Below are 15,616 nucleotides of genomic sequence, written 5' to 3'. Positions count from 1 at the left end.
CCTAATTTCCCTATACAGGACTTTATTCATCCTATTTGTCTCATTCAACAAACCATGCGTTTAACCCGAGCCGCCGAATACGCCATCCGCTGCATGATCTATCTGTCCCGACAAGGACAGGGCGTCCTGACCAGTCGCCAGGAGATTGCCGCCCAAGCGGATATCCCCCCGAATTTTCTTGCCAAGATTGCCCAGGATCTCGCCAAAACCGGCCTGATCGAAATTCGCCAGGGGGCGCGGGGGGGATTGGTCCTCAACCGTCACCCTGCGGCCATCTCCCTGCTGGAGGTGGTGGAAATCATGATCGGCGAAATCTATCTCAATGACTGCGTTGCCCGCCCGGCCGCCTGCAAAGCTCAGCGGTACTGTGCCGTCCACCGGGTGTGGCTGGACGCCCGCGACCAGTTGCGCGACACCCTGCGCCGGGTCAACTTTGACCAGCTGAGCGCCGACTCCACCTGTCTCCCCGCCTTTGCCGACATGCTGCTTGAACCAAAAGGGCACGATGCCACTGCCCATGAGGATCTGCAATGAGCGGCCCACCGGGCGATCGGCCATGGCTGCCAGTGCGCGTCTATCGTTTTTACCGCGATGGCTTTCGCCAGATGACGGTCGGGCGGACCCTGTGGAAAATTATCTTCATAAAATTATTTATTCTATTTGCAGTCTTGAAATTTTTGTTCTTTCCTGATTTTCTGGCAACGAAGTTTGCCACCGATACCCAACGGGCTGACTACGTAATCGAGCAGCTGACGCAATCCGCCCAAGGTTATACCCAACCCGCCAAAGGAGAATGACTATGATTGAACATCTGGATCTCGGCATGGTCAACTGGGCACGCGCGCAATTCGCCCTGACCGCCATGTACCACTGGCTTTTTGTGCCGCTCACCCTCGGCATCACCTGGATCATCGCCTTCTATCACACCATTTACGTGACAACCGGCAACGAGGAATGGAAACGGTTGACCAAGTTCTGGATGAAGCTGTTCGGCATCAACTTCGCCATCGGCGTGGCCACCGGCATCATCATGGAATTCGAGTTCGGCACCAACTGGTCTAATTACTCATGGATGGTCGGTGACATCTTCGGCGCCCCCCTGGCTATCGAGGGTATTTTTGCCTTTTTCCTCGAAGCGACCTTTTTCGCAGTGATGTTCTTCGGCTGGAACCGGGTATCCAAAGGATTTCATCTCTTCTCCACCTGGATGGTCGCGGTCGGTTCCAACCTGTCGGCTGTCTGGATTCTGGTGGCCAATGCCTGGATGCAGTATCCGGTCGGCCAAGCCTTCAATCCCGACACGGCCCGCTTTGAAATGCAGAATTTCTTCGAAGTCGCTTTTTCCCCTTATGCGATCAACAAGTTCACCCATGCCACCAGTTCCTCGATGCTGATGGCCGCTTTTTTCATCATCTCGATTTCCTCCTGGTATCTGCTGCGTGGCCGGCATGTGTTAATGGCCAAGCGTTCAATCGTGGTCGCCGCCTCTCTGGGATTGATCGCTTCCGTTTTCACCGTTTTCAATGGCGATGAATCGGCCTATGAAATCGCCCAGGTGCAGCCGATGAAGCTGGCCGCATTCGAAGGGCTGTACGAGGGCCAGACCAATGCCGGCCTGGTGGCGATTGGCCTGATCAACCGGGACAAGAAGGTTTGGGACGTGCAGGAGCCGTTCATCGGCTTCAACCTCCACATCCCCGGCCTGTTGTCGTTGATGGCCAACCGCTCCTTCGGGTCGTTTGTTCCGGGCATGAAGGATCTGGTGTACGGCAACGCCGAGCACAACATTCTCGGCGCGGCACAAAAAATGGAACGCGGCAAAAAGGCGGTGGCCAGCCTCGACGCCTACAAGCAGGCCCAAAAAGCAGGGGACGCCGCAGCCGCGGCCACCCATCTGGCCACCTTCAACGAATACAAGGAATTTCTTGGCTACGGCTATCTCAACAAACCCGAAGATGCCGTGCCGCCGGTGGCTCTTTCCTTCAACGCTTTCCACGTGATGGTGATTCTCGGTTCGCTGTTCCCGTTGATCTTCTTTGCCTATCTGTATTTCTCCTACAAAGGGACGCTGACCGACAAGAAATGGCTGCTCGGCGTGGGCACCATCACCTATCTCCTGGGCATGATCGCTTCGCAGGCCGGCTGGATCGTGGCCGAGGTGGGCCGTCAACCTTGGGCGATCCAGGATCTGCTGCCGGTGACTATCGCTCGGACCAACCTGACCGCGGGCACGGTGCAAACGACCTTTTTCATGTTCCTGGCGCTCTTCACCCTGCTGCTCATCGCCGAGATCAGCATCATGGTCAAACAGATCAACATCGGACCGGAGGAAAACTAACATGATCGAACAACTGGATTACAAAACCCTGCAACACCTCTGGTGGTTGCTCTGTTCGGTGGTTGGCGCCTTGTTTCTCTTCCTTACCTTTGTCCAGGGCGGCCAGAGCCTGCTGTGGCAGGTGGCCAAGACCCAGACCGAAAAGGATCTGGTGATCAACTCGCTGGGCCGCAAATGGGAAATGACCTTCACCACCCTGGTCTTGTTCGGCGGCGCCCTGTTCGCCTCCTTCCCCAAATTCTATTCCACCTCCTTTGGCGGCGCCTATTGGGTGTGGATCCTGATTCTGTTCACCTTCATCGTCCAGGCGGTGAGCTACGAATACCGCAAGAAACCGTGGAATATTTTCGGTAGTCTGGTCTACGAGGGGTTCCTGTTCATCAATGGCGTGGTCGGCATCCTGCTGATCGGCGCGGCGGTCGGCACCTTCTATACCGGCGCCAACTTTCAGCTGAGCGCCAACAACTTCGTCACCTGGACCCATCCCCTGCGTGGTCTGGAAGCAGCCCTGAGCCCCTCGATTTCCTCGATCTTCAACATCGCCATGGGGCTTTTCCTGGTATTCAACGCTCGCACCCTGGGCGCCATGTATCTGATCAACAACGTGGAACTGGGCGAGGCGCCGGAGATGGAAACCCGCCTGCGCCGGGCCTGCTGGTTGAATTTCCTCATTGCCCTGCCCCTTTGCTTGCTCATCGTTGTCTCGCTGTTGTTCATGCGCGGCTATGGTATCGTCGATGACCGGGGCACCATTGCCATCGTTAGCTTTAAATTCCTGCTCAATCTGCTGGCCAACCCGTGGATGCTCGTTCTGCTGGTGGGCGGCCTGGCCCTGTTGATCTTCGGTGTCTGGAAGACCGCCAAAACCAGCGCAACCGGCGGCATCTGGTACGGCGGCCTGGGCACGGTGCTGATCGGCCTCACGGTGCTGATGCTGCCCGCCTACAACAACACCGCCTTCTATCCTTCCAAGGTCGATCTGCAGGCAAGTCTGACCATTTATAACGCCTCATCAAGCCCCTATACCCTCAAGGTGATGACCTATGTGGCCTTGGGCATCCCTTTTGTGCTGGCCTACATCGCCTATGTGTGGTGGGCCATGAACCGGTCCAAGATCAAAATCGAGGATACCGGCGATCGGGCCGCCTACTGAGAGCCGGCCAAAACATCTTGCCGACAGAGGGGGATGTGTCCCCCTCTGTTGTTCTCCCTTTATCCTTCCACGGAGTTTGTCATGATGACCATTATTCTTTCCATAGCCTGGGTGGCTGTTCTCGTTGCCGCCTTTTTGCTCGCTGTTCGCCTGTTGAAGAAGTTGCAGCTCTACTAATGCCGTGGCGAACGTGCCGTGTGCATATCCTGCAACCTGGGACATTGCAGCGACACTGTCGCCCCTCTCCCCCACCGCAGCGAGTCAGGGTATAAGCCTGCTTGGAAGCAGGCTGACTCGTTCTTTTTTTCGGCAGTGATTCGATCTTCTTCGGGAAAACCCGACACGAGGCCGCTTTTCCCGTGTCAGCGAAGCGCTGAGTGGTTTATAGTGCCCGATGCGTTTTTACCACGCCGCTGGCCATGCACATGGCGGCGGATGCACCAACAAAGATGTTCGGTTGCGCGACCGGAGGAAATGATGCAACGGATAGTGGTAGGAGTCATGATGTTGTTCTGCTGCCTGGGCACGGTGGCCGCAGCAGCGGAAAAACATAGCGGGACCATCGATCTGGCCGCACTCAAAATCCTCGATCTGCAGACTGCCCAAACCATTGCCGTGGCAAGCAATCCGGACATGGCCGCCGCTCAGGCCAGGGTCGAACAGGCACGGGCCAGGGTGCGTCAAGCCGCGGCAACCTGGTGGCCAAGCCTTGACCTGAATGGCGGCGGTGCTCGTCAACGACTCTCGGAGAGCAGTTATCGGGCCAGCAACAACCTGTACTCCAAGTTCGGCCTCAGCACCGACCAGACCACGGAGCAATACAGTGCCAACCTGCAGGCCACCTGGGTCTTGTTCGACGGATTTTATCGCAATTTCAAGGAACAACAGGCCGCCTACGACGAACAGTCCGTCAGCGCTGCCCTGGTCGACAGCCAGCGATTGCTGGTCACCTCGGTGGCCGAGGCTTTTCTCAACGCGCAGCTGGCCCAGACCTACATCGACATAGCTCGCGCCGATGAAACCTTTTACACCCGTCAGCTTGAGGACGCCCAGAATCGCTACGACGTCGGTGCCGGTCCCTGGGGCGACATCCTCAACATCAAGGTGCAGGTCAATTCGGCCAAAACCAGTCTGATTCGCTCGCAACGGGAATTCGAGGCTGCGGGTTACGGCCTGGCGGCGCTCATGGGCCTGCCCGAAGCCACCTTCCCTCCCAACCTGCGGCTGGAAGCCCTGGACAAGGCGCGAGCGGCCACCTCATCAAAGGAAAAGACGGAACAGCTCATTCAGGACGCCCTGGCAACCCGGCCCGATGTCCGGCGTCTGGAAAATGTGGTCAAACAGACGGATGCCGCCACCGGCATGGCCAAGGCCCCCTTTTATCCCAAGGTGCATATTGCCGGAGCCCTTGAGGGGGCCAAGGAGGGGGACATGGGACTTGACGAGGATGACTTCGGCAATACCGTGGCCATGAACATGAGCTGGAATCTCTATGCGGGCGGGGCCGACAAGGCGCGATTAATCGAGGCGGAACAGGCTAGGCGGGAAGCGGGATACACCCTGGCGGGCCTGCGCAATTCGATTGCCGCCGAAATTCGCCAGGATCTGGCTCTGCTGGCTGCGGCCGAAGAACAGGTCCGCCTGCAACGGGAGACGGTACAGCTGGTGGAGGAAAACCGCGATCTGGCGAAAAATGAATACGAGGCGGGCGAGGCCTCATTGGTGCGGCTGAACGAAGCACAGCGCGATCTGATCACCACCTATGGCCGCCTGGCCCAGGCCCTGGTCGGGCATCAATTGGCGCAACAGCGGCTGCTCTCGGCCACGGGCCGCAACCTCAACGTCCTGCAGAAACAGCCCGGGAATCGATAATGACCGCTGTCGGCACGATAGAGTTGGTCGTTCCGGAGAGCGCCATCGACCTCAACGGTCACGTCAACAACGTGCAGTACGTTCAATGGATGCAGGAGGCGGCCATCATCCACTCCACTCGGTTGGGCTGGCCGACGGAACGTTATCTCTCCCTGGGCCGAACCTGGATCATCCGCTCCCATTCCATTGAGTATTTTCACTCGGCCTACGCCGGAGAAACGATCCACATTCTCACCTGGGTTGCTGAATTTCAGAAGATCCGTTCCCTGCGCAAATACAAATTCCTTCGCCCGGCCGACAACACGGTCCTGGCCACCGCCTCCACCCTGTTTATCTTCTGCGATCTCCACACCGGCAGGCCGGTTTCCATTCCACCGGAGGTGCAGACAGCCTACACGGTGGTGGCCACGGACGGCGAGCCGTAACCTTCCTTCACTCCGCCATCAGCTTGGCAAAGGTCTCTTCGGGAATGTCCGGAGTGACGAAATTGCGGAAGCGGACCACGCCGTGTTTATCGGCGATAATGATGGTCGGAACCCCCAGGAGCTGATACTGCTCGCTGACCTTTCCGGAACCGTCAAAGAAGGCCGGATAGCGCATACCGTTCTTCTGGGCAAAGGCCTGTGCCCGCTCAACTGAATCATTGTACCCCACATTGACGGCGATGAAATCCATTCCCCGTCCGCTGTATTGCTCGGCCAGCTTGTTGATCTTGGGCACCTCGGTTTTGCAGGTTGGGCACCAGGAGGCCCAAAAGATGAGCATCACTGGCTTGCTGCCGATACTCCGTTGCAGATCGATGGGATTACCGTTGAGATCGGTCCCTTGAAAGGGAATCAGCCGCTGTCCCTCCTGAACGGCCAACAGGGAACAGGGGGCGAGCACCAGCAGGAACACCAACAGGGAAGACACAGCATTTTTTCGCATCATTATTTTCAGCGTCCGGGAGAAGAGGGTTGCAGTTGGATCGTTTTGTTCCTACAGAAACATCGATCCGGCCTTGATGAAGAAGTACTGGGCCAGGGCCAGCATACACCATCCCATGATTTTTTTGATCTTCACCATCCAACTTCCGGAACGGGGAATGGAGGCGAGGAAACTGGAGAAGGTGCCCACGCCCAGCAGAAGGGCGCCCATGCCCAACGAAAAAACAAAGAGCAACAAGCCGCCCGCGACCAGACTGCGGGTGGTGGCGGTATAGGCGAGCAGGGTGCCGAGCACCGGGGTGGTACAGGGGCCGGCAACCAGGGCCGAGGAGATTCCTGCCACGAAGATGCCGGTCATTCCCAATCTCCGACTGGCCATCCTGCCTGCAAAAGTGGGCAATTGTACGACATCGAGCATGCCCAGTGCAAAGAGCAGAATAATATTGCCGACCAAAAGAAACGTCCAGGGGCTGCTGTTGATCGCTCCGAAAAACCGGCCGGTGGCGGCGGCAAAGACGCCAAGCGCGGCATAGGTCAGGGCCATGCCGGTCACATAGATCAGGGACAAAACAAATCCGCGCCACCTTGACCCACCGATGTTGGCATGGCCGATCACCCCGGCGGTTATGGGAATCATCGGATAGACACAGGGGGTCAGGCTGGCGAGTACCCCCCCGGCAAAAGCAATGATCAGCGAGGCGAGCAGCGAGGACTGCAGGTAGGTATCAAATTGACTGAGCAGTATATCCATGCGTTACCCCTTCGTTAACTGAGAGACTTTCTCAAAAGTAACCAGAGTAGCGGAGAAGTAAAGAAGAAAAGGCGGGGGCCTCGCTTGTCACCGGCACACGTGCCCCCAAATGTCCCAGCACCAGGCAGGTTGACGCAGGCCCTTTATCCGTCCACGCCGATCAGGGCGGCACCGATGGCGTTCCCCACCTCGCAGTACTCGGGAAAGGAAACGGTCGTTCCCAGCCGGCGGGCCACGCCGGGGAGAAAACAACGGGCCGCGGCGCCAATGCCGATAATCGGCAACTTGAGACGGAAATGAAGGGAGAACAACTCGTTGTCGCGACGGTTGAGGAAGGGAGCGCTCTGCACGTCCTGCCAGACAGCGCGGCCCAGGTAGGTGAGAACGATGGTCTCGATCGCCGCCTCAGTCTCGGTTACCACCTGACGGCAGAATTCTTCAACGGATAGCCCCTGCTCGGCCGCCAGCACTTCGGCCCCGCTGCGACTGGCGGCGGTATTGCCTATCTCGAGCATTCCCAGGGCATGAAGGGCGTCGGTGGGGGTGAAACCTGCCAACACCACCTGCTGGAGAAACATCAGCCGTTCCAGCCGTTTCTCCAGAACGATGCCGCCGATTCCGGTCCGTTCGGCCAAAGTGCTGGGTGGGGTCGGGCCGTGCTGGATCAGGAAACGGAGGATGGGATCCGCTTCAATCAGGACAGGATCGAGTCCTTCCACCGGCAGCACCAGGGAGCAATCCGTGGCGCTGTTGAGCCAGGTGTGCGGGTCAAGCAGCTCCGGGGTCATGGCCAGAGGTTGAACCCGTGTGCTCTTCAGAATGACGCGGCCGTCGCGCTGACAGACCACGTGGCTGTCACCGCCGGCACCGGCCGTGTACATGTCCACCGCCTCGACATGGGTCCGCCATTCACCGATGGCGCAGCCCTCGCGGTTCAGCAAGGGTTTGCCGTCCTTGATCAGACAGACGTCGGTGGTGGTGCCGCCGACATCGACCACCAAGGCATCGGCAAACCCATCGGCCGCGCCGAAACGTGCGGTCGCCGCCGGACCGCTGGCCATGGTGATCGCCGCCTGGTCGGCTATCCGCTCCAACTCCATCCCTTGGCCATTGCCGCAGATGATGGTCACCGGACAGTCGAGCCCCACCGTAAGCATGGAACGCTGGATCGAGGCAAGAAAATCGGTCATCAGCGGCATCAGCTTGGCATGAAGGCAGGCGGTGGCCGACCGTTCGAGCATGCCGGGGTGGCTGGACACTCGATGCGAACAGAACACCGGCTTGGAATCAATCAGGCGGATCGCCTCCTGGGCCACCAGTTCGTGGGTCGGATTCTTGATCGACATGGCGCCGCAGACCGCATAACTGTCGACCTCGTTGGCCAATCCGGGCAGAGTGTCGATCAGGGTTTCGATGTCCAGGGGCTCGTCCTCCTCGCCGGTAATGGTGTGCCCTCCTTTGAGAAAGATATTGGCCACCACCGGCAGCTTGAAGTGGCGAACATAGCCGAGGACAAACAATCCGACCCTGGCGCCGCGCCCTTCCACCACCGCATTGGTGGCCAAGGTGGTCGAGACCGACAGTTTGACTACCTCCGCCGGCCGGGCCGATTGGCGCAACAGTCCAGCCAATGCCTTGCCCACGCCAAGACTGAGGTCATGCGGGGTGGTGCGTTCTTTTTGCCAGGCCACCACCTGGCCGGTGCGCGTGTCCATGAGAACGGCGTCGGTATAGGTGCCGCCGGTATCGATACCGATGCAATAGGCAGTCATAGGTGCTTGATCAGGAAAAAGAGAGAAAGATGTGAATCACGGGAAACAGGGCACGGAACAGGACCTGACCTCGTTTAAGCCAAGGGTTTGATGGATACCACCGTGCAAGGGCAAAAGCAAGAGAAGCTTGCCTGTACCCGGCTGCTTCTGTGCCCCCGTTAGAGAAAACGGCTCAGCGGGGTCAGCAACCATCCGCACAGCCGTTCGAACCTGTTCCGCCGCGCGTTTTCAGACAGAGTAATCCTGCGCGACAGCGTCACTTCTTCCTCGAACAGCGCCGCCACCTGCTCGCCGAACGCACGGCTGTCAATGATGACATTGATCTCGTGGTTGCGATGAAAGCTGCGGAAATCGAGGTTGGCGGAGCCAAACGTGGACCAGCGGTCATCGACCAGCATTACCTTGGCATGGAGAATGGTCCCCTGGCGTTCGAAGATGGCCACCCCTGCCTCGAGCAAGGGTTTCAGATAGGCGCGGCTCATGATTTGCACCAACGGCACATCGCTGATCGACGGCAGGATGATCCGCACCTCAACACCGCGCCGGACGGCTCGCAACAACGACCGAACCACGCGCGGGCCAGGGACAAAATAGGGGGTGATGATGCGGATGCTTCGCGAGGAACCGGCCATGGCCAAACGAAACGAGTTGCGGATGACCGAACGGGTATGATGGGGCGTGCCGTTGACAATGACCACATTCGCCTCCCCTGCGGCCTGGCCAGGCGAATCGTGTTGCTCCGGGACAGATGGTCCGCCCTCCCCTCTCCACGTTTGCCAAAACAGCCGCTGCAACTCGCCCGCGACCGGACCGTCAAGCCGGATACCGATATCGCGCCAGCGGTGAACACTGTCGCCATACCCTGAATACTCATCGCCCACGTTGAGCCCACCGAGGAAGGCGATCGTGCCGTCAACGACGACCATCTTTCGATGATCGCGGACATCGAGCCAGTGCAGCCGCGAGAAGGCGGGCGGATTGAAGGCTATACAGCGTACCCCCCCTGCCTGCAAATGTTGAAAATAGGCGGCAGGGGTATCAAAGCAACCGATGGCATCGTACAGCAGTGAAACCGCGACGCCTCGTCCCGCCGCCTGCCGCAACACGTCTGCAAATCTCTGGCCGGTGGCATCGGGTTTGATGATGTAAAATTCAACACAGATCGTTGTGCGGGCGGATTGGATGGCCATGAACAGCGCAGGGAAAAAATCTCCACCATGCGGCAGAAGGATCACGCTGTTGCCGGGAAAATGGATGACCTCGGGAATCCCCTTGATCCGGGACAGCAGTCCGCGGAAACGGTTCTTGGTCTTTCGTCTTGGCACCCGCATGGTCTACATCGTTTGAAGGAAAAGGGAGACAGTTTTGATCCCATATCATGACCAATGTAACATTTCTCTGGACAGAAACCAGAAAAGAAAACATTGTCTGAACAACATTCTGGCCTTCATCCACCCAGCCATCCGTCTCCACACGGCCGGCAAGGCATTCCATCCCAGAAGAGGACAGACGCCATGACCATCGAACCCAAGAAAAATGAACTGATGAAACGTTTTGAGATAACCCTTGAAGGAAAAACCGCCGTGCTTGACTACGTGGAACAGAATGACACCACGCTGATTTTCACCCATACCTTCGTGCCTCCCGAACTGCGTGGCCGCAACGTGGCCGCCATTCTGACGGAATACGCATTGAATGATGCCCGCAGCCACGGTAAAAAGGTCGTTCCGCAGTGTTCCTATGTCGCCACCTACATGGAGCGGCATCATGAATACGATGCCATACGAGTCACCTCCGGAAGCCTGCGATAAAGGAACACGTTTACCCCACTGATATTCACCCCCAACACAATGCGGTGCTTGAGATCTGTCGACCGGCACCAGCTTAGAGCGCTATTTCATGCCCACCTCGGGCATCTTTCATTGGTTTTCAGGCTCAAGGAAACGACACCCCATGGTCGAAAGGATCGTCGAAAAAATAACCACGCACGGCAAGTTGTTTAAGACTCTGGCAAGAAACCCAAAATTCTGGGTTATTCTCTGCGTTGATGCCGTGTTATTGGCCCTTGCCCATTATCTTGCCTATGCGGTCCGATTCGAACTGCATCTCAACGTCAAGGAGTTCCATCAATTTCTCAACCTGTTGCCGCTGATTGTCGGCGTCAAGATTCCCGCCTTCTATCTCTTCGGCCTCTATCGCGGCATGTGGCGGTACACAAGCCTTGACGATATCATTACCATTTTAATTGTTTCGCTTTTTTCCTCGACGGTCATCATTAGCTTGTTGCTGTTTGGCAATCGTTTTCTCGGCTTTTCCCGCTCGGTCTTTATTCTTGACTGTGTTTTCTCGTTTGGCCTGATCACCTGCCATCGGGTTGCAATTCGATATTTTTATCAACGATATGGAACCAGCCACAGTTTGGTTTCCACGGAAGACCGGCCAACGGACAAAAAGCGGCTGTTGCTCATCGGCGCGGGCGATACTGCGGAAAAGGTGCTGCGCGAACTTTCGGAAAACAACCAACTCCCCTATCAGGCAGTCGGCTTGGTCGACGACGACCCGAAAAAAATCGGGTTGAAACTGCACAATGTCGCGGTCATCGGCCTGCTGAACGATCTTGAGGAACACGCCCGCCGCACCAGGACACAGGAAATCCTCATCACCGCGGTCGCGTTCGACAAGACGAGAATGCGGCGAATTGTCTCCCTGTGCCAAAGAACACAGCTTCCATTTAAAGTCCTGCCGGACATGAATGAGTTGCTCAACGGTCGCGTGTCCATCACCACCGTTCGCGATATTTCCTACAAGGATCTGCTCGGTCGGGAGGAGGTCCGATTGGAGCAGGAAAAAATAGGTGCCTACCTCACCGGCAAGACCATCCTCATCACCGGCGCCGGTGGCTCGATCGGCTCCGAATTATGTCGTCAGGTCCTGCGGTTCACTCCAGGTTTGATCATCCTGTACGACAGCAGCGAGGAGAACCTGTATAATGTGCAGATGGAACTCCGCCACGAACATGAGCATGTGACGACAGTCACCGTGCTCGGCAAGGTGCAGGATCTGCGTCTCCTGGACAGTGTCTTCCGTCGGCATCATCCTTCGGTGGTGTTCCATACCGCCGCCTACAAACATGTCCCCCTCGTCGAACGGAATCCTTGGCAGGCCGTCTACAACAATATCTTTGCCACCCAGCTGCTGATGGAAGCCTCAATCCTCCACGGTGTCGATCGTTTCGTTCTTGTTTCCACCGACAAGGCGGTCCGACCGACCAATGTGATGGGTGCCTCCAAGCGGGTTACCGAACTGCTGATGCTCGCCTACAGCGCATCGTCTTGGGATGGTTGCCTCAGTCCGGTCTGGCGGCAAAGAACCGAAGAGCTCAATGACGAACCGCTCCTCTACCCCCAGCCTCCGGGCCCGCATCGAACCCGGTTCATGGGGGTCCGATTCGGTAATGTCCTCGGTTCCTCTGGTTCCGTCATTCCCCTGTTCAAGCGACAAATTGAAAAAGGAGGACCGGTCACGGTCACCCATCCCGACGTCACCCGTTATTTCATGTCCGCCGAGGAAGCAGCGCAACTTATTTTGCAATCCGGCTCCATGGGTAAGGGCGGGGAAATCTTTATCCTGAAAATGGGCGAGCCGGTCAAGATAGCCGATATGGCTCGCGAGCTCATCAAACTCACCGGACGTGATCCAGACAATGAAATCGAAATCTGCTATATCGGTTTGCGGGCGGGTGAAAAACTGTATGAAGAACTCATCACCGAAGGAGAAGGCATTGTCGGCACGCATCATGAAAAAATCATGGTGTTGAAAGGAGAAAGGATCATCCCCGTTACCAGGTTGAACGACCTACTTGAAATGTTGGCGCAACAGGCGAAGGCTCTCGACAGCAATGCTATCAAGAAAGTCCTCCAGCAGATTGTACCGGAGTATGTTCCTGACTTTACCATTACCACCTAAAGCGGAGCGCTTTGATCAAAGAACTTTCTTGTCCTGATCAACGAACAACATTTTCCCGTCCGGCCACTTTTCTCTTTCATCATCTACAGCATGCTGTGAGCGAATACCCTGACCATCCATTCGCGGTATGGTATATACGGCCTTTCTTTTGCAGCCCAGACGATGCAAAAGAAATTATTGCAATAATAAAAAAATACAAAAAAATCCAATCTCATACCCGTGATCCAATTTGTTCAACAGAAGTATCGTCAATTTGTAGCGGATAGAAAGTTCGAGGAAATTTTCAAGGGGTCAGCGTGGGCTTTAGGGGCGCGCGTGATCGCCACCGCTCTTACCTTCATCACAAGCATAGTGGTAGCACGTCTTTATGGGGCGGACATGCTGGGGGTGGTTGCCGTGATCCAGTCTTTTCTTTCATTGACCACCATTTTCACTGTGCTTGGCACGCATAATGCGATTCTACGTCTCATCCCGGAACATCTCGCGAAATATTCCGCCACTTCAGCCTATAAAATATATTGCACCACGCAGTCTCTTGTGTTGGTGCTATCCATCGCCGTCGGGGGCATCCTGTATTTTTTTTCTGAGAGCATTGCCGTCAAAATATTTGCCAAACCGCAACTCTCCTCTTTTTTTGCCCTGGCGGCTCTTTTCATCCTTTTCTCCGCAATCACTCAACTGAACACACAGTCCGTACGCGGATTACGCATGATCCGAACCTTTGCGATCATGCAGGTCCTCCCTTCTTTTACAAAGCTTGTTATTCTACTTTTGCTCACTTTTTTTTATTTCCCCCCTGAAGCACCGGTTTACGCACTTCTCGCCGCACTCCTAATCTCGGCCTTGACAGGTTTTTTTGTCATGAATGCGGCATTCAAAGAGAGAATGACCAGTACTGACCGGGTGCAGGTTCTATCCATCAGGGAGTTACTCGCCCTTTCCCTCCCCATGCTGATGACATCGGCGATGACCTTTTTAATCGGTCAGACAGGCGTCATCATGCTCGGCATGTTTCGAACCGAGGCAGAGGTTGGTCACTACGACATTGCCGTCAAACTGGCCACTTTGACGTCGTTTGCCCTGAATGCCATCAACAGCATGGCCGCTCCTAAATTTTCGGAACTTTTTCACGGCAACCGCATGGAAGAATTATTCTACGTAGCCAAAAAATCCTCACAGTTGATTTTCTGGGTCACCACACCGATCCTGGTTGGCCTGCTCGCATGCGGATATCCTCTCATAACATTGGTTTATGGAACCGAATTCGCATCCGCCTATGGTGCCATGATTTTTTTGATCATTGGTCAGTTTGTTCATTCCATCTCCGGGTCCACTGGGTATTTCATGAACATGACAGGCAACCATCTTGCTTTACGGAATATTATGCTGGGGGCTGTCATTCTGACCATCACTCTTAACGCCGTTCTCATCCGTCCGTTTGGCATTATTGGCGCAGCCATCTCAGCGATGATCAGCATAATTTACTGGAATACCGCAACGTTACTATATATTAAAAAAAAATTTGGCAAGAGCATCGGCTATCTCCCTTTCCTGATTCGGTAACGGCTGGTTTTGTGTCAAGCTAACTCATATCTGCCAATGAACGATCAGATGACATTCGACATCGCCTCCTCCCCCCCATCCGGTTCAGCTCGGTTTTAGGAGCATATTTTTCATTGTTCTTTCGATGAGCTGGAGATAGAATAATTTTTTTTGGAATGTCAAACTAGGTCGATTTTTCTCGCCGCAACGCTAACACAGTATTTTTCCCTATATGGCTATATTCGTTACCGGTGGTGCCGGTTTCATAGGAAGCAATTTTATTCTCGAATGGCTGCGCCACAGTGACGAAACGGTTATCAACCTGGACACCTTGACCTACGCCGGCAACCTGGAGAACCTGGCTTCGATCGCGAACGATTCCCGGTATTTTTTTATCAAGAGCGATATCGGCGAGTTTGACCACATCGCCCATTTGCTCAGTCAACATCGGCCACGGGCCATCATCAATTTCGCCGCCGAATCGCATGTCGACCGCAGTATTCATGGACCGGAAGACTTTATTCAGACCAACATCGTCGGAACCTTCCGTTTGCTTGAAGCGACGAGGGCCTATTGGAACAACCTCAGCGAAGAAGCTCGAGAAAACTTTCGCTTCCTCCACATCTCCACCGATGAAGTTTTCGGCACATTATCCCCCGATGCAGCCGCTTTCAACGAACAGAGTCAATATGCGCCCAACAGCCCATACTCCGCCAGCAAGGCCGCCAGCGACCACTTGCTCCGCGCCTACCACCACACCTACGGTCTTCCGGTATTGACCACCAACTGTTCCAATAACTATGGTCCCTATCAATTCCCCGAAAAATTGATTCCCCTGTGCATTCACAACGCACTGGCCGGAAAACCGCTCCCTCTGTATGGAGATGGTCGACAAATCCGGGACTGGCTCTATGTCATGGATCACTGCGCGGCACTCCGCCTTGTGCTGGCAGAAGGCCGACCGGGCGAAGTGTACAATATTGGCGGCCGGAACGAAAAATCCAATCTTGAGGTGGTCCATACCCTTTGTTCCATACTCGACGAACTTCGTCCGTTGGCAGAAGGAAAACGCTACCGCCAACAAATTATTTTTGTCCCCGATCGTCCTGGCCATGACCGCCGCTACGCCATCAACGCCAGCAAGATCGAACGAGAACTCAAGTGGAGGCCTTCCGAAACCTTTACAAGCGGTATCCGCAAAACCGTGAAGTGGTATTTGAACAATCAGGATTGGGTTCAAAATGTCACCAGCGGTGCCTATCGTGATTGGGTCACTCGGCAATACGGAGCATAAGC

Annotated in this window: 14 protein-coding genes; 10 read left to right on the top strand and 4 right to left on the bottom strand. The window is 55.7% G+C overall.

Annotated elements, in window-relative coordinates:
* The first annotated feature begins 54 nt into the window (after nucleotides 1-54).
* From DESPR_RS02775 to DESPR_RS02750, 6 genes are all read left to right on the top strand, one after another.
* A complete protein-coding gene (locus DESPR_RS02775) occupies nucleotides 55-534 on the top strand; it encodes an RrF2 family transcriptional regulator (protein WP_015723290.1) in 480 nt (159 codons plus the stop codon).
* Nucleotides 531-797, top strand: a complete 267-nt coding sequence (locus tag DESPR_RS02770) for a DUF4492 domain-containing protein (protein WP_015723289.1) — start codon at nucleotides 531-533, stop codon at nucleotides 795-797. The genes DESPR_RS02775 and DESPR_RS02770 overlap by 4 nt, the downstream gene beginning before the upstream one ends.
* Before the next feature lie 2 nt (nucleotides 798-799).
* The gene (locus tag DESPR_RS02765) at nucleotides 800-2,338 is read left to right on the top strand and encodes a cytochrome ubiquinol oxidase subunit I (RefSeq protein WP_015723288.1); all 1,539 of its coding nucleotides are present in this window, start codon (nucleotides 800-802) and stop codon (nucleotides 2,336-2,338) included.
* A 1-nt stretch (nucleotide 2,339) separates the two neighbouring features.
* Complete coding sequence (locus DESPR_RS02760; RefSeq protein ID WP_015723287.1) at nucleotides 2,340-3,491, top strand: cytochrome d ubiquinol oxidase subunit II; 1,152 nt, start codon at nucleotides 2,340-2,342, stop codon at nucleotides 3,489-3,491.
* A 474-nt stretch (nucleotides 3,492-3,965) separates the two neighbouring features.
* Nucleotides 3,966-5,363 (top strand): TolC family protein, encoded by a 1,398-nt coding sequence (locus tag DESPR_RS02755; protein WP_169701513.1) that lies wholly within the window; start codon nucleotides 3,966-3,968, stop codon nucleotides 5,361-5,363.
* Nucleotides 5,363-5,788 carry an acyl-CoA thioesterase gene (locus tag DESPR_RS02750; protein ID WP_015723284.1) on the top strand — a complete coding sequence of 142 codons (426 nt, stop codon included), beginning with the start codon at nucleotides 5,363-5,365 and terminating at the stop codon, nucleotides 5,786-5,788. The genes DESPR_RS02755 and DESPR_RS02750 overlap by 1 nt, the downstream gene beginning before the upstream one ends.
* Before the next feature lie 7 nt (nucleotides 5,789-5,795).
* On the opposite strand, the gene DESPR_RS02745 is transcribed toward DESPR_RS02750, so the two are convergent.
* The 4 genes from DESPR_RS02745 to DESPR_RS02730 all read right to left on the bottom strand — a co-directional run bounded on the left by DESPR_RS02745 (nucleotide 5,796) and on the right by DESPR_RS02730 (nucleotide 10,143).
* Complete coding sequence (locus tag DESPR_RS02745) at nucleotides 5,796-6,293, bottom strand: TlpA family protein disulfide reductase (RefSeq protein WP_015723283.1); 498 nt, start codon at nucleotides 6,291-6,293, stop codon at nucleotides 5,796-5,798.
* A 48-nt stretch (nucleotides 6,294-6,341) separates the two neighbouring features.
* Nucleotides 6,342-7,040, bottom strand: a complete 699-nt coding sequence (locus tag DESPR_RS02740) for a cytochrome c biogenesis protein CcdA (protein ID WP_015723282.1) — start codon at nucleotides 7,038-7,040, stop codon at nucleotides 6,342-6,344.
* A gap of 143 nt (nucleotides 7,041-7,183) precedes the next feature.
* On the bottom strand, nucleotides 7,184-8,812 hold the full coding sequence (locus DESPR_RS02735; RefSeq protein WP_015723281.1) for a hydantoinase/oxoprolinase family protein: 1,629 nt from the start codon (nucleotides 8,810-8,812) through the stop codon (nucleotides 7,184-7,186).
* A 158-nt stretch (nucleotides 8,813-8,970) separates the two neighbouring features.
* Nucleotides 8,971-10,143, bottom strand: a complete 1,173-nt coding sequence (locus DESPR_RS02730) for a phospholipase D-like domain-containing protein (protein ID WP_015723280.1) — start codon at nucleotides 10,141-10,143, stop codon at nucleotides 8,971-8,973.
* A gap of 183 nt (nucleotides 10,144-10,326) precedes the next feature.
* On the opposite strand from DESPR_RS02730, the gene DESPR_RS02725 reads away from it, so the two are divergent.
* From DESPR_RS02725 to rfbB, 4 genes are all read left to right on the top strand, one after another.
* The gene (locus DESPR_RS02725) at nucleotides 10,327-10,623 is read left to right on the top strand and encodes a GNAT family N-acetyltransferase (protein ID WP_015723279.1); all 297 of its coding nucleotides are present in this window, start codon (nucleotides 10,327-10,329) and stop codon (nucleotides 10,621-10,623) included.
* Nucleotides 10,624-10,765: 142 nt separating this feature from the next.
* Entirely contained in the window at nucleotides 10,766-12,778 is a 2,013-nt protein-coding gene (locus tag DESPR_RS02720) for a nucleoside-diphosphate sugar epimerase/dehydratase (RefSeq protein WP_015723278.1), read from the top strand.
* A 219-nt stretch (nucleotides 12,779-12,997) separates the two neighbouring features.
* On the top strand, nucleotides 12,998-14,341 hold the full coding sequence (locus DESPR_RS02715) for a flippase (protein ID WP_015723277.1): 1,344 nt from the start codon (nucleotides 12,998-13,000) through the stop codon (nucleotides 14,339-14,341).
* A 211-nt stretch (nucleotides 14,342-14,552) separates the two neighbouring features.
* Nucleotides 14,553-15,614: a dTDP-glucose 4,6-dehydratase gene (rfbB, locus tag DESPR_RS02710; RefSeq protein WP_015723276.1), complete on the top strand. Its 1,062-nt coding sequence runs from the start codon at nucleotides 14,553-14,555 to the stop codon at nucleotides 15,612-15,614.
* The last annotated feature ends 2 nt before the right edge of the window (nucleotides 15,615-15,616 follow it).

Source organism: Desulfobulbus propionicus DSM 2032 (assembly GCF_000186885.1).
In the GTDB taxonomy this organism is placed as follows: Bacteria; Desulfobacterota; Desulfobulbia; order Desulfobulbales; family Desulfobulbaceae; genus Desulfobulbus; species Desulfobulbus propionicus.
The sequence above is the reverse complement of the archived record's forward strand: the minus strand, read 5'-3'. Positions and strand labels throughout refer to the sequence as shown.